A 24,329-nucleotide genomic window follows, 5' to 3' on the forward strand; every position below is an offset into this window, starting at 1 on the left:
AACATTAAATCCAACTAAAGTATAAAACTTGGCATTAGAATTAACAATGAACATTTATTTATAAAATCAGCAAAGGTTTGGCCTGATGCTTTTTAAATACCACCCTATCGCCAAGCCGTATACGTTGGCTGCAATTACAAAATGCGACACATCATACTTTTCATATCGACATTTTTAATTACAACGTTTCCCAGTAATCAATTGCTGGCACAAGTTGACACAGTGTCTATTCTAAAAATAAAAGCATATACAAAATACATTGACTCCTTATCATACAATTACGAAGGACATATTTTTGTAATTAAATCAATAACAGAAGGTGAAATAAAACAAGAAATAGTTTCGACATCTAATATTGGGCATAACAATCAAATTGACACAATTAGAAAGACAAAATATGGCGGGTTCGGGAAATACACGACCAAAAACCTAAAAGGGGACACAGTTTATAAGATTCTTTACCATGACAACATAGATAAGAATTTCTACGAAAGCTACTATTATAAAGACAATGAACTTATTTACTCCAAAATAGATTACCAAGAGGATGGGATAGGTCAAACATTTTATTACAGGGAGGAATATTATAAAGACAATGAAATACTTTTTGTAAGCGAATCACCCAATTCAATTGACACATTATTTAGACAGAGAGTAACATTTGATTTAAGAAAAAAAGGTGGAGACTATTTTGAGAAATTCAAGGCTGACAGAAAGTAACAGCAGCCAACAGTCGGTTTGGCAATATGGCGGGGCGACGAATATCTAATCACCTTTTATTCTATATTCAGCATTAATTCCAACTAAAGAATAAAACTTAGCATTGCAATTAACAATAAACATTTATTTATAAAATCAGCAACGGTTCGGCCTGACGGTATTCAAATACCACCCTATCGCCAAGCCGTGAACGTTGTGCGTCATACTATAGGACACTCTTAAATAGGAAAGATCGACTGATCATAGAATAAAATATCTACTATATTTTTTAGACCACCGAAAGACTATAAATGACCGTAAATATATTAATTAAACCTACTTTATGACTGATACAGATTATATCAAGTTTGTTTTTGCTATACTTATTGCTTTGATATATCTATTTTTTACAATTCGCTATTCATTTGACATAGGGAAAAATATGACCCTTTCAAATAAATTGAAAATCGTTCATATTATTTTAATCTGGACAATCCCCTTTGTATGGATGGTTATACTTAAAAACTTGACACAACAAACACCAGGATCTCATCAAGTCGATAAGACGAAAGAAAACAAACCTTTTTTTGACGCATACAAAAATTTCGAATGACCCCTATTTCGACAAAAAGAGCCATTATTGATAGAAAAGACTCAGCAGCAGATAAGATTGGTTGACATACTATGAGACAAAGAAGTACGAACGCACAACATGGGGTTTTGTGCAAGTGTGGCTGGACATTGTAAACATCGGCAGCAGTTCGCTATTCCGCTTCAGTTACGGGCTGGATATTAGTAATTCGGCTTTTAGTTGTAATCTTCATCACCGGTTTTTCAATAGGCTTTTGTTCCGGGCTTGACGATCAAGAATGCCACACCTGCACAAAGCCCTTTACGTTAGCTGCCACTTTACACGACACCATGCTATTTTCATCATACATAAGAGACAATTCAGACCACAAAAAAAGAAAAGAAACAGCTTTTGAATTTTTAGATAGGTCTGCTTGGAAAATCTCTGAGTTGGTTAGACAAAAAGTAAATGAATTAGCTTCAGCATATGTGCCAGATGACGAGTTTGTACAAATGTTTAAATCGAAGTCAGATAAACAACATTATTCGGCAGTTTTTGAATTACTGACATATTCGATATTTAATCGCTCAAATTTTTCTCTACTACGACATCCCGAAACATCTACAGGTAAAAAACCAGACTTCAGAGCAACATTAAATGATTTTAAGACATTTTTGGAATGTACACTTGCAGGGCATTCTTTCGACAGCTTGGCTGATAAAAACAGAAAAGACACCATAGAAGAAATTGTTGACGACATTGAATATTTTCCTTACTGGATAAACTTAGAATTTAAAACGATTTCAGAACAAAGCGTTTCAAAACGAAAACTCTTAAGTTTTATTGAAAAAGTAAAAGAATTAAGTAAGGGAATTCCAAACAAACAACTTTTCGAAAATAGGTATTTGTTCGAAGACAATGGCTGGGAGGTCGAAATATCCATGCTACGAAAAACGTCCCCAGATATTAAACGCAGTTTAGGGTTTATTTCAGGTGGCGCTAAAACCATTGACACAAGCAAACCCATTCTGACGGCTTTGCAGGACAAGAAAGCAACTCGTTATGGTATTGAAGCGGAACCTTACGTAATTTGTTTAAATACCAGTGACTTGTTTACAAAAGATAATTGTTTCGCCGAAGCACTTTTTGGACAGTATGGAGACGCTGAAATTGATTTAAATTACATCACACAAAACGGTTTCTTTTTGGCTGGTGGAAAGCCAATCAATACATCAGTATCTGCAGTTATTATTTTTAGAAACTTTGACTTATATACTCTTGACAGTTCTTCAATAGCAGTTTGGCACAACCCGTTTGCAAAAAATAAAATCGGTGCTAATCTACTTCCATTTGACGAATATATTTACGAGGTTGACGACTCATTATTGAAAAAGAAAACTATTAAGAAAGAGAAAACTATATTCGACATTCTCGGAATTGACAAAGAAAAATATGTGGTTTCTAAAGACAAAAGCGGCAGCTAACATTGCATTGGCAATATGGCGGGCGACAAATATATTCTCAGCTTTTGCTCGATACTCAGCTTCGGTTTCAGCAGGCGAATAATACCGAGCAGCAGAATAAACAATGAGCTTTTGTATCTTTAATCAGCAGCGGCACCGGACAGATGTAACACGGAATACCGCCACATCGCCAATGCTTTTACGTTAGGCACAATAATATGGGACGACTCCTCCAACTTATAATCCTATTGACCCTTTTCGCAGGCTGCAGTTTCCTGGCGGACACCTCAGATGAGGACAGACTTCAAAATCTATATAGACAGCGTGTAGCTAATAGTCCGCTGGTAATTTATGACTTTAGCTTTGCAGGCGGCTTTGTTACAAGTTCCGACCATACAGGTTTTGCAATTCTAGATTCCACGGTTTCATTTTCTAAGGACAAAATGAATGAGCTGCCTTGCACTTATTTTGCCGCTGTACCGACAAATACGGTTTTTGAAATGATTGACATTAATTATGGACAAAATCCAAGAACTGAAAAGGACACGCTGCTAACACCAACAAACCATTATAGTAAAAAAGTTGGCAACCTTCAGATAAACGTTTCAGAATACAAGGACACTTATGGAAGTGCGACGTCCAGCACAGGGCTTATGGAATATGAGTTTGATATCATGAGAGAGACCTCAGATAGCTTGACGTTTTACAATGTGACAAAGAAGTTCGGGGGCAAAGAGTTCCCAGCAACCACCTCATTTGTAAAGGGCAACATTAAAGTGGTTGACTCTACTGAGGGAAGCATCAACTACATTGACGTTGACCAAGTAATTATTAAAAGAGGTGACACTTATAAGCCGACAAAACCACTTGAGTTAGTATCAAATCAGCCAATTGTGGATATGGCGACATATCGCTTTTATCCAAGAAAAGCGATTAAGACAGCAACCTTAACTGATTATGGTATATTCAAACGGATGAAATAATTACTGTGCCTAACATTACATTGGCAATATGGCGGGGCGACGAATATATTCTCAGCCTTTTTTCGCTATTGAACTTCAGTTTTTGGTAGACGAATAGCGCCGATATAACAGAATAAACAATGAGCTGATGTATCTTTAATCAGCACGGGCACCAAGCAGACGTAACACAGAATACCGCAACATCGCCAATGCTTTAACGTTAGCGGTAATTCAACGCCGGCTGTACACGTGTTATGGTGTCGGTGGTTACCCTAACTTTTAAATCAAAAGGTCCTTTCAAGTGGGCCCGGAACAATTGCTTCAGCTTGCTAAGCCGGACAAAATCTGAAGGATTTTGTAGGTCAAGCGCAGGCGATCGAGAGTTGAAGCCGCCTTCAGAGTCGAGAGCGACGGCGCTTGACCGAAGTTAGTGGCAAAAAAACAAATTATCCGTTTATAAACACTTATATCCTTTGCCACTAACTGGACGGCTTAGCAAGCTGGACCGAGGTGAGCCAGGAGCAATAAATAAGAACCTCCAGGTAAAAAAGTTAGGGCAACCGGACCTATCAACTGCGTAAATCGAACATTTGCGCAATTGATAGTTCCTCCACCGACACCAATAACAGATGAGGCCAGCCGGCGTCGAACTCCGGTTGGGTTGGCTACTGTACACTACCTAGATACTGAGCAGTTACCAATGACCAAACGACAGGTGCATCAGCCCAACCAACCTACCGCTAACACGCAGTTTTGCGCAATGCTGGCGGGACATCGGTTTAATGAACAGCAGTTCCTTTCTGTACAGCAGTTCAGGCTATGTACAGATTCATCAAAAGAACAGAGATTGAAACAGTAATCAATAAATGAACAGCGGATCCGGCAATAGTGTTTCATTACCAGCACTGCGCAAAGCTGCCGGCCGTTGGCTGCTATTAAATTTGGACACACCCTGCACATGAAACAGAAACCTTATAATTTACTTTTGTGGACAGGACTTATTTTGGTTTTGACCTCATTTTTTATTTTGAAACAAAACAATTCAGTTGACATACATCTTCACGACACTTATTTTGTAATTGCTCATACTCATGTTTTTTGGTTGTTAGCAATGTTAGCTTTATTTGTATGGACACTTTATTTATTGACAAATAGAATATTGTATTCAAAAGCTCTTACGTGGACACATGTTATTGTAACAATCTTGACACTTCTACTTTTTGCATTGACACTTTTTTTAGGTGACAGTTTTATGAACCCAACACCACGACGGTATTATGATTATAGCAGTTGGAATTCATTTGATAATTACACGACATTTACAAAAGCTATTGGTATAACAATATTTGTATTGCTGTTGGGACAATTTATTTTTGTTATAAACTTAATTGCGGGACTGTTCAAAAGACTGACCAAACGTAAGACTTAACAGCAGCCAACATTGGTATTGCTGCAAGTGGGGCTGGACGTTGAAACTTCGGCTGTTTGCATCGCTGTACTTTGGTTCGGGCAGACGAATATCAATTTGGCTTTTTGTTGTTAACTTCAATTTTATATTTCAATTGGGCGGCGGTTCCGGGCTGGACGTTATAAAATATCCCACCTGCAGCAATACCTGCCCGTTAGCGGCAAGCAGAGTGCCCCTAAACTAATTCACAACACTTATGCATAAGCTTGATATAGACTATAACTCGACCTATATAAGTTCAAATTTAATAGATGAATTAGACCATGTAATTGGCGGTTATGGAAAACCTACTCCTGTCTTCATTTATTCGCTAAACGCATTTCTTGAAGCTCTTATTCTTAATAGTTCGTTCTACATTTCCACTCAAGAATTGATGCATATTCAAGTTATTTCGAAATCATTATTTCCTACCGGCAGACCAATTTTAGAATTGCTCTCCAAAACGAAATCTCTAAGCGCAATAGGTGGAATTGGCAATGATATCGGACAAGTCATAAGCATTGATAAATTTGATGAAAAAAATCCCACAACTTATCAAGAAAGAGTACAACATTTTATAAACAATGGCATAGAAACAGATAAGGCACGGCAAGAATATTTGGTGCTGCCAAATATTGAAGATGACGTAACGAAATTATCCTATTTAAATATTGGCAAAGTTGACGGGGGTTTAGTTGCAACAGTAAGTTATAATTCGCCTCAGGCATTTTTCAAAAAACTATCTTCTGCGACTAATGAAACAAATATCCAAGCGACATTGCCATTCTACAGTTACAAATACCAAATAGAAGAAATTAAAAAGAGGGGAATAGGAAGAGAAATAATTACAAATCTCTCTGCCAATTTTCAAAAAAAACAAGAAAAAGTAAGTCAATACTTTGGCTACACAAACCAGACTCTTCCTCCTCTTGTCACGATACTCTTAACTCAATGTAAAGTAGTATCAGATATCCCCTCTAAAATGCTTCAATTAAGAGAAGATTTTACAAAGCTTAGAGAATCAATTGTTACTTATGAAAAAAGAATAAATGAAGCAAAGGACATAAAAGAACAAATAGAAGCAATTGACGAGCTTAACGAATTCTGGAATATTTTTAATAAGAAGTATTCCGAGAACCGCAGGCTACTGTATCAATTTTGGGAAGTAGTCAAAGAATCAAAGTATGAGGATTCAATGGACAACGCAATTGATGCGGGTGACACATCTGACATGATAAAGGATTTAAACGCAGGAAAAGTAATCGGAAAAGGTGCAAAGAAAATATTCGATTGGTACAAAGAGAAAAAAATAATAAATCGGTTTCGTGGTGTTACTGACATTTGGAATTTATTTGAAAAAACTCCCAACATCAGAAAACATTTATCTGAATTTGAGAGAGTGTTTGATGTAAAATTGGAAAATTCTGAATTAGAGAAGTTGAATAATAAAATCAACCAAATTAAATTGAGTAAGTCTTCGGACACCGATGCCAGCCGCTAACATTGGTATTTGCAAAAGCTGGGCAGACGTAAGCAGTGTTTCAACTTTTTGTTATTCAATTTGGCTTCATATCGGGCAGACGAACAACTAATTAGCTATGTACAAATCATCAACTTTTAATTTACAAATTTAGCTTCAGGTAGCCGGGCGGACGGAAGTCTATTTCCCAGCCTTCGCAAATACCTGTACGTTGGGCGCTATACAATGAAACTCCTGTGTTCAATCATATTGATAATATTATTAACCTTTTGCGACGCAAATAAAAAACTGGCAACATCAAATGATGTACTTATAGTTTTATACCCAAAAGATTTTAATGGTACAAGTATTGACTTAAATTATGTAACCAAACCGGTTAAATTTTCAAAAGTATTTTGGGACTATTTTATTACATCACATCCAAGAATTGCAATGACAATATTTGGACATCACATGTATGCAGAGCATTACCCATATTTTATTATTACTGATACATTGTTTGAATATTTTCCAATAGACCCTAATTCAAAAGATTTAAGTAAACTAACATCAGACAGTCCTGGCGGGACAGAAAAGGAAGCTTCCAAAACAGAGACAATTTGGAAAAATGGACTAAGATATAAACCACAACCAAGGACAGTAGATGAAAACGTGAAACAAGAATTTGATAGGTTCAAAAAAATACTTTCGTATCGTGACGAACAGAATTACTACGTATTAATTTATAAAAAACACATAGTTGAATCAATATTACATTGAAAGTATGTACAGCGCCCAACAAAGGGTTTGGCGTCAGTGGGGCGCGACGAACAAACAATCAGCTTTTACTATAATTCAACATTAGATCCGGCAGCTGAATCAAATTCAGATTAAGAATCGCAATTCAACATTAGTAAATATATGGGCAATGGTCCAGGCGGGACAATAATAATTTCCCCACCGAACGCCAAGCCCCGAACGTTGGGCGCTACTTATCTTCATCCTATAGTGTAGCTACCCGGACATAAATTCGAGCAGCGAAATATTCGGGAGTACTTAAATTCAACATTCTGAGAGTTCAGGAATATCAGAATGCAAACGCGACAATTAATAGCCAGGTGGGGTACTTGAATTATAGAAGTCAATATTGTATGAAACATTTCCTGGGGGCACGGTTTCCCCGGCTGCAGACAGCACATCAAATAGTAAGGTGGGCAACTTACGACGAGACAGATTATCAAAGAGTGTAACACCACCTAACGCGACTGTTATGTTCAGCTATCGGTGTAACAACGCATTCTAAAAATATAAGATACTGATGACATGGTATATCGGGTGCAGGACAAATAGCAGCATTTAAATTAATACGAACACCGCACCCCGATATTTGAGAATTCTAATGATATGTAAAATGGGCTGCGTCACCAATAGTAGTAGTAAAGAAATAAAATCACCAACGACGCGACAAATGAACAATTAAACGTACAAGGCCACGACACATTGGAAAAAAATACTTAAGAAACAATTGCTTCGGGATTAGTACGCAGCGCCCAACAGGCGGTTTGGCAATATGGTGGGGCTAGGAATATTTAATCAACTTTTATTCCATATTCAACATTAAATCCAACTAAAGGATAAAACCTAGCATTGGAATAAACAATGAACTTATAATTTTACATTTAGCAACGGTTCAGCCTAACGGCTTTCAAATACCACCCTATCGCCAAGCCGTAATCGTTGCACGCCACTTATCCTGGCCCTAAAGTGCAGCTACCCGGACAAAAATTCGGGCGACTTAAGTTTCGGGGCGACTTTTGATTAACATACCGTGGACTCAAGCATATCAGAAAGTAATCGTGACAATGAATAGCCAGGTGGGGTATGTGAATTGTGCATTTCATTATTGCTTTGAATCATTTCCTGTGGACAAGGTACCCCAGCTTCAAGGTAGCAAACAAAATAGTAAGTTGGGCAGCTTGCGACGCGACATTTTCTGTAGAATAGCAACACCACCTGCCGCGACTGTGGAATTCCGCTATCAGTGTAACACCACACCCCAATAATTTGAAGGGTTCAAAGTTGGGAACGCGGGGTGCTTGACTAGGTGCAGAATCCAGTGATTACGAATACCACAGTCCTATTATCAAGGCTCATAATGAAGCGGAAAGTAGGGTGCAAATAAAATTCTAAAGCAAAAGGAGTGAAGCAATCGCAACACGACAACCGGATATTTAAACTAACCGTATCCGGAACATCCAGAGGATAATTACAACGAAAATCATTGCAACAGGATTAGTACGCGGCGTGCAACAATGGTATTGCTGTAAATGCGGGCGGGACGACCATAAAACTTGAAAGACCAAAACACCTTTTAACAAACTAAATAATCGGTCATGCTGCGGGGCCGCACTTCAGCAATACCCGGCCGTTGGGCGCAAGCTATTCAGACCATGAACATACAGACAATCATCACAGAAATAAAAACCTTTCTAGTTGACACTTTTTCATTAATTGACACCTGGTTTGACAAAGATGCTGATTTACGCAACTATAGACCAGCAAATGAAGGGTGGACAATCAATGAAATTTTAGAACATATTGGTTTAACAAACCACTATTTACTTATCCTTATAGATAAAGGGACAAATAAGGCATTACAAAACGTTCATAAACTTGACTTGCAAACAGAATTAAAAAATCACGTTTTTCATCGGGACAAATTAACTGAGGTTGGATTGCATAAATCATTTACCTGGATTAGACCGGAACATATGGAACCAACGAGTAAAAAACCCCTTGACGAAGTGCGAAAACAATTGAAAGAACAAGTAAATCACTGTTTGAATAACCTTGATAAACTAAAAAATGGTGAAGGTGTGCTTTATAAGACAACAATGACAGTAAACGAATTAGGTAAAATCGACGTTTACGAATACATTTATTTTTTAGCACAACATGGACATCGACACGAGACGCAAATGAAAAAGATTGAAAATGAATTTAGGTTGTTAAAGTCTTAAGCCATGCGCCCAACAATCGTATTAGCAAAAGGCAGGGCGCGACAATACAGGTAATCAACATTTGATTTCCAATCAGCAGCAAATCACCCTTATATATTTAATTAAGCTGATGAAATTAAAATTCAACAATAGTAAATAATTGATCAATTTAACGAACGGGACATTTTTAAATGCCCTGCTTTCGCCAATACGTAAACGTTGGTGGCAATTCTAAACAACCACCCTTCAAACATGAAAAAATTCTTGATCTCCATTGTTGGATTATTACTTATTACTTCAACATCCTTTGCTCAGACCCAGCTTGCAGACACGACAACACAAGTCAAATCATGTGCAGAGCCAGTAAATTATTCTGTGGAGGACATGGTATTAAAAGCACAGGTTGGACAAAGTCTTACAAAGCCAGAAGCAAATCCGACATTCAAAGGTGGACTTGATGAACTTAAAAAATATTTCGCTTCACATTCCTTGACAGACACAAGAGCAAAAGACATCGTTTTTAAGGTTCACATTGGTTTCATAATAAATTGCAACGGACAGGCAGGAAATTTTCAAATAGTAAGTAAAGGCAAAGGTGACTTACAAGAGTTGGCACAACAAGTTTTGACAGTAGTAAAAGATATGCCACAAAACTGGCAACCTGCATCTTTTGACAATAAATCTGTAGACTGTTACCAAATTTTATCATTTACAATTGTAGGTGGAGCGTTGGACAAAGTTTCTTATCGGTAGACAAAACTGCCACCAACATTGGTATTGCCAATAGTGGGGCTTGACATTGAAACAATCAACAGCAGTAATTCTGCTGTACTGCGGTTCGGGGCTTGACGAATAAAGCTCAGCTTTAGTTCTTACTATTTAACTTTATCAAAAAGCCAGGCAGCAGCTCCGGGCGGACGGAATTCTAATTCACCACCATCGGCAATACCAGCCCGTTGCCTGCAAGCTTATGAGACAGTCCCTAATAATCATATCGCTTTTCTTGACATCTTGCGTTAGCCCATTCAACGACAAACAAAAGGTGGACAAAGACAATGTTGAATATGTTGAAATTCGTAAACAGTTTGACACAGTTTCACTTCGCTTGACAACTGACCAAGTCGATGACTTTATTGACAATTGGAATAGTTCAAGTCCCCAGGGACCTTATAAATATTTACCAGAATACTCTTTGACAATCCACTTCAAAGGCGACAGCTCACTTTCTTACAGAACAAGCAGCGATTTAATTAAACAGAGAAGTGATTGGGCTTATTCTGTTGGCAACAAAGATTACTTTAAAAACATTTGGTTTAAGCAAGCAGGTTTGACAGACAAATATTTTGAGTATTATCCGACCTATGAGAAAGAAGGTAAATTTTCTAAAGACAGAAACCAACTTGACAAAAAACATTACGAAGCAATAAAACAAGTGCTGACATATTATAATCACAAATGGACAGACATTAGAGGACAGATTTTTTACGAAGGAAGAATTGATGAGGAACTATTGTGGAATTATACAACAAAGGCAAATGACAGTATTTGGCTCTCATCACATAGGTGACGAAAGCCTGCAGGCAACATTGGTATTTGCGAAAGCTGGGCGGAAGGAAGCCGTGTTTCAACTTTTGTTTTTCAATTTTTTCTTCATATCGGGCAGACGAATAATTATTTGGCTATGTGCAAATCATCAACTTTTAATTATAAATTAAGCGTCAGGTAGCCGGGGCGGACGGAAGTCTATTTCCCAGCCTTCGCAAATACCTGCTCGTTGCCTGCAATCAAAAATGGACATCCTGAGACTTCAAAAATATGAAAGGCGACACTTGTCAAATGACAAAGAAGTCACCCCTCTTAAAAATCTAACAAACAACAAGAAGGAGTTTCAAAGTAATAATTCATTGAACGACAAAGGAATAAATAAATATAAAATAGAATTTACTGAATTTTTTATCAATGATAAACCTTTGTCAAAGCTGCTGGACAATTTCTATAATACGAAAACAAGTATTCTAGACAACTGGACAGGTGTGTTAGGAACAAATCAAAAGAAAGATGTAGTAAAGATTAAAAATTACTAAATAAAGAAGTAACAGATAAAGATATAAGGCAAATATATCCTGCATCATGGTCGGACGATGAATTCAAATGGTATTTAGAAAAGTATAGAGAAGAGTTAGTAAACCCTGAAATCTTGATATATTGTTGTAGCGAATGTGGCGACACTGATTGTGGAGGAATAACTATAAATATTAAAAGAACAAACAGCTCTGTAATTTGGACAATAAAAGATGACAAAAAAGAGCTAAGCTTTGAGTTTGATAAGTATTCCTATTTTGATGTATTAAACAACTATTTAAAAATGGTATCAAAATGATATTGACTGCAGGCAACACGCAGTTTTGCGCAATGCTGGCGGGACATCGGTACAATGAACAGCAGATCCCTTCTGTACACCAGTTCAGGCTATGTACAGATTCATCAAAAGAACAGAGATTGAAACAGTAATCAATAAATGAACAGCGGATCCGGCAATAGTGCTTCATTGCCAGCACTGCGCAAAGCTGCCGGCCGTTAGCGGTAATTCAACGCCGGCTGTACACGTGTTATGGTGTCGGTGGTTGCCCTAACTTTTAAATCAAAAGGTCCTTTCAAGTGGGCCCGGAACAATTGCTTCAGTTTGCTAAGCCGGACAAAATCTGAAGGATTTTGTAGGTCAAGCGCAGGCGATCGAGAGTTGAAGCCGCCTTCAGAGTCGAGAGCGACGGCGCTTGACCGAAGTTAGTGGCAAAAAAACAAATTATCCGTTTATAAACACTTATATCCTTTGCCACTAACTGGACGGCTTAGCAAGCTGGACCGAGGTGAGCCAGGACCAATAAATAAGAACCTCCAGGTAAAAAAGTTAGGGCAACCGGACCTATCAACTGCGTAAATCGAACATTTGCGCAATTGATAGTTCCTCCACCGACACCAATAACAGATGAGGCCAGCCGGCGTCGAACTCCGGTTGGGTTGGCTACTGTACACTACCTAGATACTGAGCAGTTACCAATGACCAAACGACAGGTGCATCAGCCCAACCAACCTACCGCTAACACGCAGTTTTGCGCAATGCTGGCGGGACATCGGTTCAATGAACAGCAGTTCCTTTCTGTACAGCAGTTCAGGCTATGTACTGATTCATCATAAGAACAGAGATTGAAACAGTAATCAATAAATGAACAGCGGATCCGGCAATAGTGCTTCATTACCAGCACTGCGCAAAGCTGCCGGCCGTTGTGTGCAATTCTGGGGGCCCACATTCCGACACATTAAAAACTACGCCTACCCGGTTGACAATATCAATACTTGATTATTTAATATTTTAAAAATGAATTGCTACATCTTTCTTTTGGTTGCATTCTCATCGACATTTCATGTTAACGAAAAAGCATGCGACAAACTAATACAGGGAAAATATATGGCAACTATTGACAAACAATTTAAAGACACGTACGGAAGTTTTCAGCTAACAATAAATGACACCACTGCAACCAGAAAAATAGGATTTTTGACTGACGTTTATAAGATACAAAAAATCAAAGAGTGCAATTTTTGGTTTACCAAGACCTACACGGTCGACACAAGTAATATGACTGAACTAAATAAACAAATATCTAGTCTTGGACAACCATACTACGACATTCAGTTTATCAATACAGACACTTTAAAGTTCGTATATCGACAAAATCCACACATTATGATAAATTCCGGAATACTTGTGAAAGTAAAGTAGAGAAAAGACTTTGGGAAAGAAGAACTGCACACAACATAAATATTGGCTAAAGCAGGGCGGGACGTTGGCACTTCTTCAGTAGATCAATGATGGGCATGGGATCAAACTTGTCACGATTTCTACTAGGCTATTGGAATTATAAATGAACATTTATAAATAAATAAATCTGCAAGCCAAGCGGGACGTTAGTAATGATCCTGCCTTCGCCAATACTTGAACGTTGTACGCAACTTCAAATGAAACATCAAAATATTCAAAAATTTAAAATCAACTGTATCACGACGATTCTTTTGTTCTTGCAGATAATGGTCAATGCTCAAAATAATGACACTTTAAACAATAATAAATGGATTAATTATAGTCGAAATAATGAAAAGCCATATTATAAGGCAAATAAAAAATGGGAAAGGAAATACTTAACAAATACCAATGACACGCTCGAAAGAATATTTAATTATAGTCATTTTAGAGACACGGGGCCTATACTTTATGAATTTTCAAAAATTAATGGAAAAATAAACGGACTGGTAATAGGATATCACCCCAACGGAAAAATATATTCAGTACAATATTACTTGGATAATCGGCCCTGGGACACAATATCATTATCTGACTCTAGTGGTAAAAACTACTATCCTGGAGACCTCACAAACGGACACGGGACCATACCATTTCTAAGTAATGATGGACAAGATCTCGGTTATGTAACATATAAAAATGGGTATCCTGATGGTATATTTTTTCACAAGTTAATCGACAACAGCACAGCAATTAAAGGAGAACTAAAATACAGACCTGAATGCGTGAACTATATTCCGGCCATTAAAGTATCATATATAGAAAACAGCGATACACTTCAAAGGGTGATTGAAAAAAAGGAATATCAACTTCTTGTTCAAAATAGCTTATTTGACACAACAAAAATACTAAGCTTATTACAGGACTCTACGAAAGAAGCAGCTCCTTTTTATGAAGTCGTAGGAGTTGGCTTTACAGATACGGAAGTCGTACCTGTAGGCAAATGGATATATTTTAATTATAAGACAAATGTCTTGAATGTGGAATACCAATTTGACAATTGTGGCAACGAGATCAAAAGGACAATCTATGATTCAAGTGGTAAAGTAGCAGACAAAATAATTCAAAAACCAGCTAAAAAAAGAAAGCGCAAAGAAATAGATTAAGCAATGCTGCGTACAACAGGCGGTTTAGCAATATGGTGGGGCGACGAATATTTAATGAACTTTAATTCCATACTCAACATTAAATCCAACTAAAGTATAAAACTTAGCATTGGAATTAACAATAAACATCAATTTATAAAATCAGTAACGGTTCAGCCTAGCGGTTTTCAAATGCCACCACATCGCCAAGCCGTAATCGTAAGCCGCTATTTATAAGCGACAGTCTATGAAAATTGAAATAATAATTTCGGCTTTATTTATTTTTTTAGGGACAAATCTCCTATTTGGTCAGTCAAAAAAGAATGACCCGGAAAATATTATCATCACATATAATAAGGACGGTACAAAGACAATTACCTACAAGGATGAACTTTCTCACAATCCTGACTCGTTAAACCATATCTTTCTTTCGGAAGTGCAAGACAGCTATAAATTAAAGAAGAACTCATCTTATATTAAATCAAAAGTAATTGGCAAATGGTACTTTAAAAATGCAGTTCGGACAAACTCTGTTGAGACAAGCATTTCCTCACCAGATTTCTATGAATTTTATAAAAATGGTTATTTTATTCAAGTAAACAGCAGTGATACATCAAAAGGGAAATGGACAATAAGTGATAAAGCCTCTGTTCGTTTAGACTTTGACAAACCATTTATGGCTATTAAAGACACTAACATTTTAAAGTATTTAGACTCTGCATCTTTAAAAAATCTTACTTTCAACAACATCGTTATTACATTAAATAAACTAGACAAACAGAAAATGACTCTTCTATCGTCTATAATCGCAAGTAACGACCAAGAGACAAATGACATTCATTATCGAATTGTATTCCTTAATTATTCAAGAAAATAAATGTGACCCAAAACAGCAGCTTACATTGGGTTTTATGCAAGTTGGGCATGACCAGCAAACATTGGCTAGTTGCAAATCAAGGTTGTGGATCGGGCTGGACAAACAACTATCAACTTTATTTCATAAATTCAACTTTATAATTTCAATCAGCAGCGGTTGTGGGCAGACGGAATACTAATTCCCAACCTGCATAAAGCCCTGCTCGTTAGCTGCTATATTATTGGACCATGCGTAATTATTGGAAAATTGCATTTTGGACACTCTTAATTGTGTTTGTTTCAACGACACTCTATTTGGGTTATGTAATACTCGACCAAGGGACGACAATAACTTATATGAGAGAAGGTTATGAATACACCGAAAACGATTTATTACAACTTTCTGGTGTCTTAATAGGCAAATTAACAAAGTCTGATTTTAACGACATACTTAAATGGTATCCCGACAGTGCTAAACTAATGACACTTGACTTAAATCGCATCGGAGTAAAATTTGACAAGAATAATAAAGTTGACACAATAACTACCAATTGGTGACAGAAATAATGTATTCTATTGAAGAGATTAAAAGTTTCATAGTTGACAAAACAGGCTGTGAAGAAAATGAAGTGACCTCGAACTGTGACCTAATGAATGACCTTGGTTGTTCAGGCGATGATTTTCACGAGTTAATTGATGACTATGCCAAAAAGTACAAAGTAAATATGGACAACTACCTATGGTATTTTCACACAGACGAAGAAGGACATTCAAATAGTATTGGACGAATATTTTTTAGAGCACCTTATGAGAGAGTAAAGCAAATTCCTGTCACGCCAACTATTCTTTTAGAAAGTGCTAATGAAGGAAAATGGCTGTTAACTTATCCAGAACATTCATTACCAAAACGTCGTTATGACATTTTAATAAACCAAATTGTTGTTGTGTTGTTCATCATTTTTGTAATTTATAAATGCGCTACGTGAGAAATACAGCAGCTAACATTGGTATTGCTGCAAGTGTGGCAGGACGTTGTAACATCCGGCTGTAGTTCGCTATCAGCAGCGGTTTCGGCGGACGGAATGCTGTTGGTCTTTTAGTTTTATCTTGTACTTTTAAATCTTTAATGAGCAGCAGTTCCAGGCAAGACAAGCAATGAATTCCACACCTGCAGCAATACCTGCTCGTTGGTTGCAATTCGATTTCAAGTAACAGCAATCTTCACAATATTCATAAGTTCTCAAAGGTTGACACGTGTTATTGCCAGAAGGCTGATTTAATAATTAATTGCTTCTACTTGACAAAAGTTTTAAATAAGACAAATAATCCATCGGGAAACTCTTTCAAATACTGCTTGCGGGTTTGGTTGACAAGCATGCTTTTGTCACCAATTATTTACATCATAATAAACATAAACAATTTGGTAGGCAGACCGGAAATGAAAGGTTTCGGTATCGTTGTTTTCTGGCTACTTTGTTTGGCTTTTTCATTTGTGTTTTCTATATTAACTTTTTTTCTCTTTTACATTATTACAATCAAGACAGCTAAACTTCATTGGACAGACTTCAAAAGAAAAAGCGTTTTAGCAATTACTGGACTTTTTGCAACTTTATTGCCCTTAGCTTTTGTGTTTGGACATGACGAAGAATACAAGGACACAGGGACTTTGAAATTGATATTCGCTTATTGCTTGACGACAGTTTTAGGAATTTATTTTTACAATTTAAAATCATCGACACCTAAAGAATAAATAACTGCAACCAACATTGGGTTTTATGCAAGTTGGGCAAGCCGTTGTAACATCAGCCAATTGCAGATCCAGGCTGTGATTCGGGCGGGACAAACAACTTTCAATTTTAGTTCTTAAATTCAACTTTATATTTTCAATCAGCAGCGGTTTGTGTGCGGACGAATAACAATTCCCAACCTGCATAAAGCCCTGATCGTTGGCAGCAACATTTATGAACAGCATTTTTCTAAAAATATCATTCCTTCTCATTTTATTTTCCTGCAATTCGGGTGACAATAAAAGCGGAGAAAATAATTATGGAGAATTCCCTGACCCTAAATCAAGTGTCATAATTTATCTTTCTAAGACAAATCAAGTGGAGTTAACTCGTTGTGAAGCAGAAAAGAAAAATGATTCTATATTTCTAAAAATTACTGACTCATCATCTAATTATCTTTTAAGTATCCTAAAAGTCAAAGAAAAACTAACTATAGATTTGGAACAATTATTTTCGATTACTGACAGTTCCTACAAAAAACCAATTTTTACCTCCATAGAACAAAGCCTTAAACTTGAGAAAGATGTTTACAAAAAAGGAGATGGCTTAAAAGGGTTTCTAAAACTAAAAGTATCAGTTCTTCATCGGTGGACTGAATTACGTTCAGATACAATAACAGTTTCGGGACTTGTCTATTCAACACTCCAGTAATGCTGCTGCCAACATTGGGTTTTATGCAAGTTGGGCTTGACCAGCAAACTTCAGCCAATTGCAAATCCAGGCTGTAGTTCGGGGCTGGACAAACAGTCATGAGCTTTTGTACTTAATTTCATCATCAGTTTTTCATTCGGCAGCGGCGCCAGGCGGACGGAATACTATTTCCCAACCTGCATAAAGCCCTGCCCGTTATGTGCCACCATCAGACTACGCACATTTAAGAATGACAGAAAAATCAAACATACTTTTAGTTCTTGACTTGGACGAGACTTTAATTCACGCGACTAAAAACAAGCTTAATGAACCATTGACAGACTTTACTTTGGACCAATATTTTGTTTATAAACGTCCCTATCTCGACATATTTTTAAGCGAAATATCAAAGCATTTTCATTTCGGCATATGGTCATCAGCAGGAGATAATTATGTCGAAGAAATCGTTAAACAAATAATGCCTGCTGATATCTCACCTGAGTTTATATGGGGACGCTCAAAATGTACAATAAAGCGAGACAAAACATTTGACACCTATTTCTTTGAAAAACGACTCGACAAACTAAAGAGAAAAGGTTTCCAGTTGGAAAGAATTTTAATTGTAGACGACACAGCTGAAAAAGTAGCTAGCAATTATGGAAACGCTATTTATATAAAAGAATTTAATGGAAATAAGCTGGACAATGAGCTAAAATTTCTACAAGAATATTTAATTACACTTAAAACTGTTGAAAATGTCCGGACTGTTGAAAAAAGAAATTGGAGAAAAGAATATGGCGGCACATAACAGAGCAGTTTTGCACAATGCTGACAGGCACACGGTAAAATGAACAGCAGTTCCTTTCTGTACAGTAGTTCAGGCTATGTACAGATTCATCATAAGCTCAGAAAATATAACAGTAAAAAATAAATGAACAGCGGTTCAGGCAATAGTGCTTCGTTACCAGCACTGCGCAAAGCTGCCGTCGTTAGCGGTAATTCAACGCCGGCTGTACACGTGTTATGGTGTCGGTGGTTGCCCTAACTTTTAAATCAAAAGGTCCTTTCAAGTGGGCCCGGAACAATTGCTTCAGCTTGCTAAGCCGGACAAAATCTGAAGGATTTTGTAGGTCAAGCGCAGGCGATCGAGAGTTGAAGCCGCCTTCAGAGTCGAGAGCGACGGCGCTTGACCGAAGTTAGTGGCAAAAAAACAAATTATCCGTTTATAAACACTTATATCCTTTGCCACTAACTGGACGGCTTAGCAAGCTGGGCCGAGGTGAGCCAGGACCAATAAATAAGAACCTCCAGGTAAAAAAGTTAGGGCAACCGGACCTATCAACTGCGTAAATCGAACATTTGCGCAATTGATAGTTCCTCCACCGAAACCAATAACAGATGAGGCCAGCCGGCGTCGAACTCCGGTTGGGTTGGCTACTGTACACTACCTAGATACTGAGCAGTTACCAATGACCAAACGACAGGTGCATCAGCCCAACCAACCTACCGCTAACACGCAGTTTTGCGCAATGCTGGCGGGACATCGGTTCAATGAACAGCAGTTCCTTTCTGTACAGCAGTTCAGGCTGTGTATAGATTCATCAAAAGAACAGAGATTGAAACAGTAATCAATAAATGAACAGCGGATCCGGCAATAGTGCTTCATTACCAGCACTGCGCAAAGCTGCCGGCCGTTGGCAGTAATTTTAGAGCGACCCCATAATGAAAGTTAAATGCAAAAATTGTTTACCGACTGAAGGAATTGAAATTCCAAACTTTAAGCAATCAGAAAAATTAAAGTTGAAAGAACTGGCAAAATTGTCGCCTCTTAAGTTAACAAAATATATTGTTGACAAGTATACCTTAAGCCATAGAGATGCAAAATACATTTTAACGCATATCAATAAAAATTATGGACATTGTAATTGCTGCAATTTTGACAACCTAAATGAAGAATATATAAATTGTCCAAAGTGCGGATCTTTGAACTTTAATTGGCAGACACAAATTGGAACAGAACTTTGACTTTTTCAAAACTCAAATGCCCGATACAAGAAAGGCAGACTTTTATTTAGGCTGTCTTGATGGTTCAGTTTTTATCGACTTCAATCGAACAAGCGACAATCTAATTTCTTTATGTAGGATTTCATTTGACGGCTATGGTTGTTGTGACATAACAAACAAATCAAATCCCTTAACCCTAGAATTGTCCGAAAAATTTGTCGAAGAGATAACGAAGGATAAGTTAGACCAAGAGAAATTGACAGGATTGGTTAAGGAGAGTATTAAAATCAACCAAGAGTATATTTGGACAGAAGCACTTATGGAATATAACTTAATTGACAACTAAAAAAACTACTGCCAACATGCAGTTTTGCATCAGCAGGGGGCGACGAATAAATCTTCATCTTAGTACTACTATCGGCTGACCAAACACGGATGAAAAACAGAATATATTTTCAACTTCAGTATCTTTAATCGGCTGCTGTTGCGGGCTGGACATTTTCCAAATGCCCTGCCGAACGCAAAGCTGACGGCCGTTACCTGCAAGCATATTGACCTCCAAGAAATGAAAGAGCCAAAGACAATATTCAAGATGTTCAGGTTAACAATATTAATAGTAAGTATTAACGGGTTATTAAGTTCGTTACCATTTATAGCAACTATGTTTGCTTATGGTATTGGTGACAATGAAATAATGGCGCTCTATTTTCCTAGTTATGTTGTTTTAGGAATTGCAACTGTTATTAATTTATTTAAATGGAAGATAGGTTACTATTTAACAATAATATCTGCTTTAATTTGTTCTCTACTTTTAATAAAAGATGTCGGTTACTTTTTGATTTTTGAACCCAATAATTATATTCTTTATCTTATTCTGTTTCTTCCTTTTATTTTGTTTCTTTCATTAATTCCTATTACAGTTGTATACTTGACTTCGAATTATCATAAGAATAAATTAATTGCAATGAGTTCGATTTTTTTTGCTTTCGGAATATTCAGTTATACAATTATTGATAGGTATAATCAAAGCTTTAATGACCTGATATTTATTGAAGCCAATATTAGTGATGAAGGAATTATTTCATTGAATTGTAGACCAGGATTTGGCGACTCTAGAAATTTCAGCATTAAGACTAAGTCTAATAATCTTGAAGCTGATATTAAGAATTATGGCAAGTTTTATAAAGGAGACTATTTTTTAGACAATACAAAAGTATTGACACACTTCAGATTCTCAAAATTGAAATCAATTACTTTGGTGAAGTTTGGGAATCATACGCTAGCAAATCAATTTACCTGGACAAAGAGTGAACTAATAGGAAACACTGATTTTTTAAAACCTTGACACAATACATTGGACATTAATGCTTGCAGGTAACAAGCAGTTCCTATGTATATAGGCCTTTAGAGGGAGTGAAAAAAAGCAACTTTTTTCTTTTGAAAGCAAAGGATAGCCAGAAGGGAAATTCCAACCACCCTTCGCCTTCAGAAGTGTGTTTTTTTTCCTTACTACAAATTTAAACTATTCTAAAATATTTTGATCAGTCATTATCCATTACCAGCATCCTATGAGTAGAGGCTGAATGTCAGCACTACAAGTCCTTGTGATTAAATGTTTAATGGCTTGCTGATGGTTTCAGCAATTAACAGCCGGCTACAGTCTTGGCAAAGTCAATGACTCGCTGTTTGATTATTTCACGATGACAACGCATGTTTTGTAGTCCGGCTGAGAAATTTAATTGTCAGGTAATGAGTAATGGTTGATTGATTAATAAATTATTTGACAATAGAGGTTTTATAGGGTTGTTCCGTGAGCCATACATATCGGATTCTGCTCAATAGTTTACGGGCAACTTTTACTATGGCTTTTTTACCGTTGATACCTCTGCTGATCTGTTCGCTGTAGTATAATGCCAGGGCTGGATCATTTCTTTTAGCCGCCCAGGCGCATTCGATCAGATCACTCCGGAGTTGCCGGTGTTTTCTAACAGTCAAATTAAAGCGCATTTGCTTCTCACCGGAACTGTGTTCCATGGGCATCAGTCCAATAAAACTATTGAGGTGATAAAAATTGGGAAACCTTCGCATGTCACCAATTTCAGTAAGGAGCGATGCTGCAGTTAGTGGTCCGATTCCGGTTACGGAACGAAGCAGGTAGTAAAGTTTTTTGTATTGAGCACTGCGCATGAGTTTTCGGATATCATTGCTAATCGCCAGGAGTTCTTTTCGAAGCAGCTCCACTTCCCGGACCTGATACAGAAGTGTCCGGCTAGTGCTTTCAAAGGGGAAGGCGAGACTTAAGAGCCAGGTGATAAAATTTCGACTCCAGTTCGGATTGTCAAATTTTTCTGGTAAGTTGATTCCGTTGTAATCAAGAAAACCTTTTACCCGGTTTTTACAACGCACCAGATCCCGCCAGATTTTCTTTCGTTGCCGGACCAGGGTTCTGTCGGCTTCCTGATGAAGTGGAGGGATATAGATTCCGCGTAGCTGCCCTTTGGCCAAGGCCTGGCCAATACCCCGCGAATCGCGGCTATCAGTTTTATAGACCTCATCCTTATGGCTGGAAGGAATATCAGCCGGGTTAACCACCAGGCAGGTAATACCCAATTCAGATAACTGGCGCTGAATCCAATACCCAAACTTTCCGCTTTCATAGGCACATTGATAGGAAGCCCCGGGAAATTGTTTGGTGAGATAGTGGTAAAGGACTTCAGGCGAGGGCTGCTGGTGTATATTCTTGACAAACATATCGCCCAGGAATATGCCAGCATTCCAACTACGTTTGTGAACGTCCAGACCCACATAAATGGTCTGATTTTCGAAATTGGCTGTAATTTTAGTCATGGCGTTTAGATGTTTGGTTAACTATTAAAGTTACTGTAGCTATCCTGCTTGCAGAATAGACTACTACCGCTCTAAACGCCTACTTTATATAGCATAAGGGCTTGGCAATATGGCGGGGCGACGAAGATTTAATCAACTCTTATCCATATTCAACATTAATTCCAACTAGAACATAAAACTTAGCAGTGAAATTAACAATGAACATATATTAATAAAATCAGCAACGGTTCGGCCTGTCGGTTTTCAAATACCACCATATCGCCAAGCCGTTTACGTTAGTGGCAATGCGACAGCGGCAGCTTCAAATTCATAGTGACATATCTCATGACCGTTACTCTTCTTGACATACCTGTTATATTCGGACTTAGTATTGAAGTTTACTTTTTTCTTGTTATAATCGCTATTCCGACATTTCTTTTTTGGAGATGGCTGCTGAAAAAATATATCAAGGGTGACAGAACACGAAAAATTGCGACTTGGTCTGCTACTCTCATTGGAACACCAATAATTTACGTAGGACTTATTATCCTTTTCATGTTTGGTATGACCTACACGCCTAGCAGAAACTTTGACAAATCGGAATGGTTAACAGACAGAGAAAGACGTTTTCAAATGGCTGGTGACATTATCACCAGTAAAATGCTTTTAAACAAAGACACCAATCAAGTAAAACAAATATTAGGCGAACCGACATGGGGCAGCGACAGTACTTGGCGACAAGACACAATAAACATCTGGACCTACGAGATGGGAATGGGCGGTGGTGGACTTGGCTTTTTGTTTCACAACCTTATTATCAAGTTTGACAAAGAAAAAGTCGCTGCTGTTGAACATACAGAAATTCGTGATTGAAAAGCACATGCCACTAACATTGCATTTGCAATAACATGGCTGGACGTAGGAGCAATCGACTGCAAAACATTTTTCAGCTTTGGCTTCGGCAGACATTACTCTGTTGGTCATTAGTTCTTAACTTAAACATCTGTTTTCTATTTTAGCATTTGTACCAGGCTGACATTTCGCTATTACCATGCCATCGCAAATGCTTCATCGTTGGCTGCTATTCGAGTCCCAAATTCTGACATCTTTATAAATTCAAAAATCATTAAGATAAATTGTATTCATGTACAGTTTTTGTTTCTATTTTCTATATAGGATTATTGGACATCGAGTTGATGATTCAATTTTCACGACAAAATTATTAGTTTTCATTATTTCCGGACTTCACCTAGTTTCAATAATTAAAATTGGTGTATATTTTCAATGGATACATAATTTCCCAAAATTTAGTGAAGGTTATCTAAATAACAAATTGATATGGTTCATTCCTTTGGGAGTCTTGCTATTTTTTGTATTAAATTATTTTAACAATGGAAGAGTGTTGAGTTTAATTGAAAGATTTTCATCGCAGGAGTCTATATTTTCATTTTGGAGGGTTTTATTGTTTTGCGCTATTGTTGGACTTCCTATTTATATAATTTCTTATTTATGAATCTTTGCTGGACATGGACGAGTTTGTGAACAGCAGCCAACAGAGCAGTTCCTATGTAAAGCGTTTGCCCAGGGATTGATATGGTTAAAGTTACTACATAATAATATTTTACAGGCTGTCATTTATTGATTTTCTGATGCAGCTTGACATTTAACGGAAGTTGCAAAATC

Annotated in this window: 20 protein-coding genes; 19 read left to right on the forward strand and 1 reads right to left on the reverse strand. The window is 37.3% G+C overall.

Annotated elements, in window-relative coordinates; translation table 11 throughout:
* The first annotated feature begins 222 nt into the window (after positions 1 to 222).
* The 18 genes from L0U88_RS20450 to L0U88_RS20530 all read left to right on the forward strand — a co-directional run bounded on the left by L0U88_RS20450 (position 223) and on the right by L0U88_RS20530 (position 21,165).
* Positions 223 to 720 (forward strand): hypothetical protein, encoded by a 498-nt coding sequence (locus tag L0U88_RS20450; protein ID WP_234868690.1) that lies wholly within the window; start codon positions 223 to 225, stop codon positions 718 to 720.
* Between the two features lie 322 nt (positions 721 to 1,042).
* Complete coding sequence (locus L0U88_RS20455; RefSeq protein WP_234868692.1) at positions 1,043 to 1,312, forward strand: hypothetical protein; 270 nt, start codon at positions 1,043 to 1,045, stop codon at positions 1,310 to 1,312.
* Between the two features lie 308 nt (positions 1,313 to 1,620).
* Positions 1,621 to 2,754 carry a hypothetical protein gene (locus L0U88_RS20460; RefSeq protein ID WP_234868694.1) on the forward strand — a complete coding sequence of 378 codons (1,134 nt, stop codon included), beginning with the start codon at positions 1,621 to 1,623 and terminating at the stop codon, positions 2,752 to 2,754.
* Between the two features lie 227 nt (positions 2,755 to 2,981).
* Positions 2,982 to 3,716: a hypothetical protein gene (locus L0U88_RS20465; protein WP_234868696.1), complete on the forward strand. Its 735-nt coding sequence runs from the start codon at positions 2,982 to 2,984 to the stop codon at positions 3,714 to 3,716.
* Positions 3,717 to 4,653: 937 nt separating this feature from the next.
* The gene (locus L0U88_RS21175; protein WP_353620684.1) at positions 4,654 to 5,124 is read left to right on the forward strand and encodes a cbb3-type cytochrome c oxidase subunit I; all 471 of its coding nucleotides are present in this window, start codon (positions 4,654 to 4,656) and stop codon (positions 5,122 to 5,124) included.
* Between the two features lie 235 nt (positions 5,125 to 5,359).
* Positions 5,360 to 6,643: a hypothetical protein gene (locus tag L0U88_RS20470; protein WP_234868697.1), complete on the forward strand. Its 1,284-nt coding sequence runs from the start codon at positions 5,360 to 5,362 to the stop codon at positions 6,641 to 6,643.
* A 204-nt stretch (positions 6,644 to 6,847) separates the two neighbouring features.
* Entirely contained in the window at positions 6,848 to 7,381 is a 534-nt protein-coding gene (locus tag L0U88_RS20475) for a hypothetical protein (RefSeq protein WP_234868698.1), read from the forward strand.
* 1,613 nt (positions 7,382 to 8,994) lie between these two features.
* Positions 8,995 to 9,621 carry a DinB family protein gene (locus L0U88_RS20480; protein ID WP_234868699.1) on the forward strand — a complete coding sequence of 209 codons (627 nt, stop codon included), beginning with the start codon at positions 8,995 to 8,997 and terminating at the stop codon, positions 9,619 to 9,621.
* 231 nt (positions 9,622 to 9,852) lie between these two features.
* Positions 9,853 to 10,353: a hypothetical protein gene (locus tag L0U88_RS20485; protein ID WP_234868700.1), complete on the forward strand. Its 501-nt coding sequence runs from the start codon at positions 9,853 to 9,855 to the stop codon at positions 10,351 to 10,353.
* Positions 10,354 to 10,642: 289 nt separating this feature from the next.
* On the forward strand, positions 10,643 to 11,167 hold the full coding sequence (locus L0U88_RS20490; RefSeq protein WP_234868701.1) for a hypothetical protein: 525 nt from the start codon (positions 10,643 to 10,645) through the stop codon (positions 11,165 to 11,167).
* A gap of 2,450 nt (positions 11,168 to 13,617) precedes the next feature.
* On the forward strand, positions 13,618 to 14,565 hold the full coding sequence (locus tag L0U88_RS20495; RefSeq protein WP_234868702.1) for a hypothetical protein: 948 nt from the start codon (positions 13,618 to 13,620) through the stop codon (positions 14,563 to 14,565).
* Between the two features lie 226 nt (positions 14,566 to 14,791).
* Positions 14,792 to 15,421, forward strand: coding sequence for a hypothetical protein (locus tag L0U88_RS20500; RefSeq protein ID WP_234868703.1), 630 nt, complete (start codon positions 14,792 to 14,794; stop codon positions 15,419 to 15,421).
* A gap of 532 nt (positions 15,422 to 15,953) precedes the next feature.
* A complete protein-coding gene (locus L0U88_RS20505; protein ID WP_234868705.1) occupies positions 15,954 to 16,385 on the forward strand; it encodes a DUF1493 family protein in 432 nt (143 codons plus the stop codon).
* 311 nt (positions 16,386 to 16,696) lie between these two features.
* Positions 16,697 to 17,149 (forward strand): hypothetical protein, encoded by a 453-nt coding sequence (locus L0U88_RS20510; protein ID WP_234868707.1) that lies wholly within the window; start codon positions 16,697 to 16,699, stop codon positions 17,147 to 17,149.
* A gap of 196 nt (positions 17,150 to 17,345) precedes the next feature.
* The gene (locus L0U88_RS20515; RefSeq protein WP_234868709.1) at positions 17,346 to 17,837 is read left to right on the forward strand and encodes a hypothetical protein; all 492 of its coding nucleotides are present in this window, start codon (positions 17,346 to 17,348) and stop codon (positions 17,835 to 17,837) included.
* A gap of 229 nt (positions 17,838 to 18,066) precedes the next feature.
* The gene (locus L0U88_RS20520; protein ID WP_234868711.1) at positions 18,067 to 18,624 is read left to right on the forward strand and encodes an NIF family HAD-type phosphatase; all 558 of its coding nucleotides are present in this window, start codon (positions 18,067 to 18,069) and stop codon (positions 18,622 to 18,624) included.
* A 1,200-nt stretch (positions 18,625 to 19,824) separates the two neighbouring features.
* Positions 19,825 to 20,166 carry an RAD1 family protein gene (locus tag L0U88_RS20525; RefSeq protein WP_234868713.1) on the forward strand — a complete coding sequence of 114 codons (342 nt, stop codon included), beginning with the start codon at positions 19,825 to 19,827 and terminating at the stop codon, positions 20,164 to 20,166.
* 219 nt (positions 20,167 to 20,385) lie between these two features.
* On the forward strand, positions 20,386 to 21,165 hold the full coding sequence (locus L0U88_RS20530; protein ID WP_234868715.1) for a hypothetical protein: 780 nt from the start codon (positions 20,386 to 20,388) through the stop codon (positions 21,163 to 21,165).
* 431 nt (positions 21,166 to 21,596) lie between these two features.
* Here L0U88_RS20530 and L0U88_RS20535 read toward each other — a convergent pair whose 3' ends face one another.
* Complete coding sequence (locus L0U88_RS20535; RefSeq protein WP_234868717.1) at positions 21,597 to 22,667, reverse strand: IS110 family RNA-guided transposase; 1,071 nt, start codon at positions 22,665 to 22,667, stop codon at positions 21,597 to 21,599.
* Positions 22,668 to 22,991: 324 nt separating this feature from the next.
* Between L0U88_RS20535 and L0U88_RS20540 the strand changes: the two genes are divergently transcribed.
* Complete coding sequence (locus L0U88_RS20540; RefSeq protein WP_234868718.1) at positions 22,992 to 23,519, forward strand: hypothetical protein; 528 nt, start codon at positions 22,992 to 22,994, stop codon at positions 23,517 to 23,519.
* Positions 23,520 to 24,329: the final 810 nt, after the last annotated feature.

The sequence above is a fragment of the Flavihumibacter fluminis genome (genome assembly GCF_021491375.1).
Classification (GTDB): Bacteria; Bacteroidota; Bacteroidia; order Chitinophagales; family Chitinophagaceae; genus Flavihumibacter; species Flavihumibacter fluminis.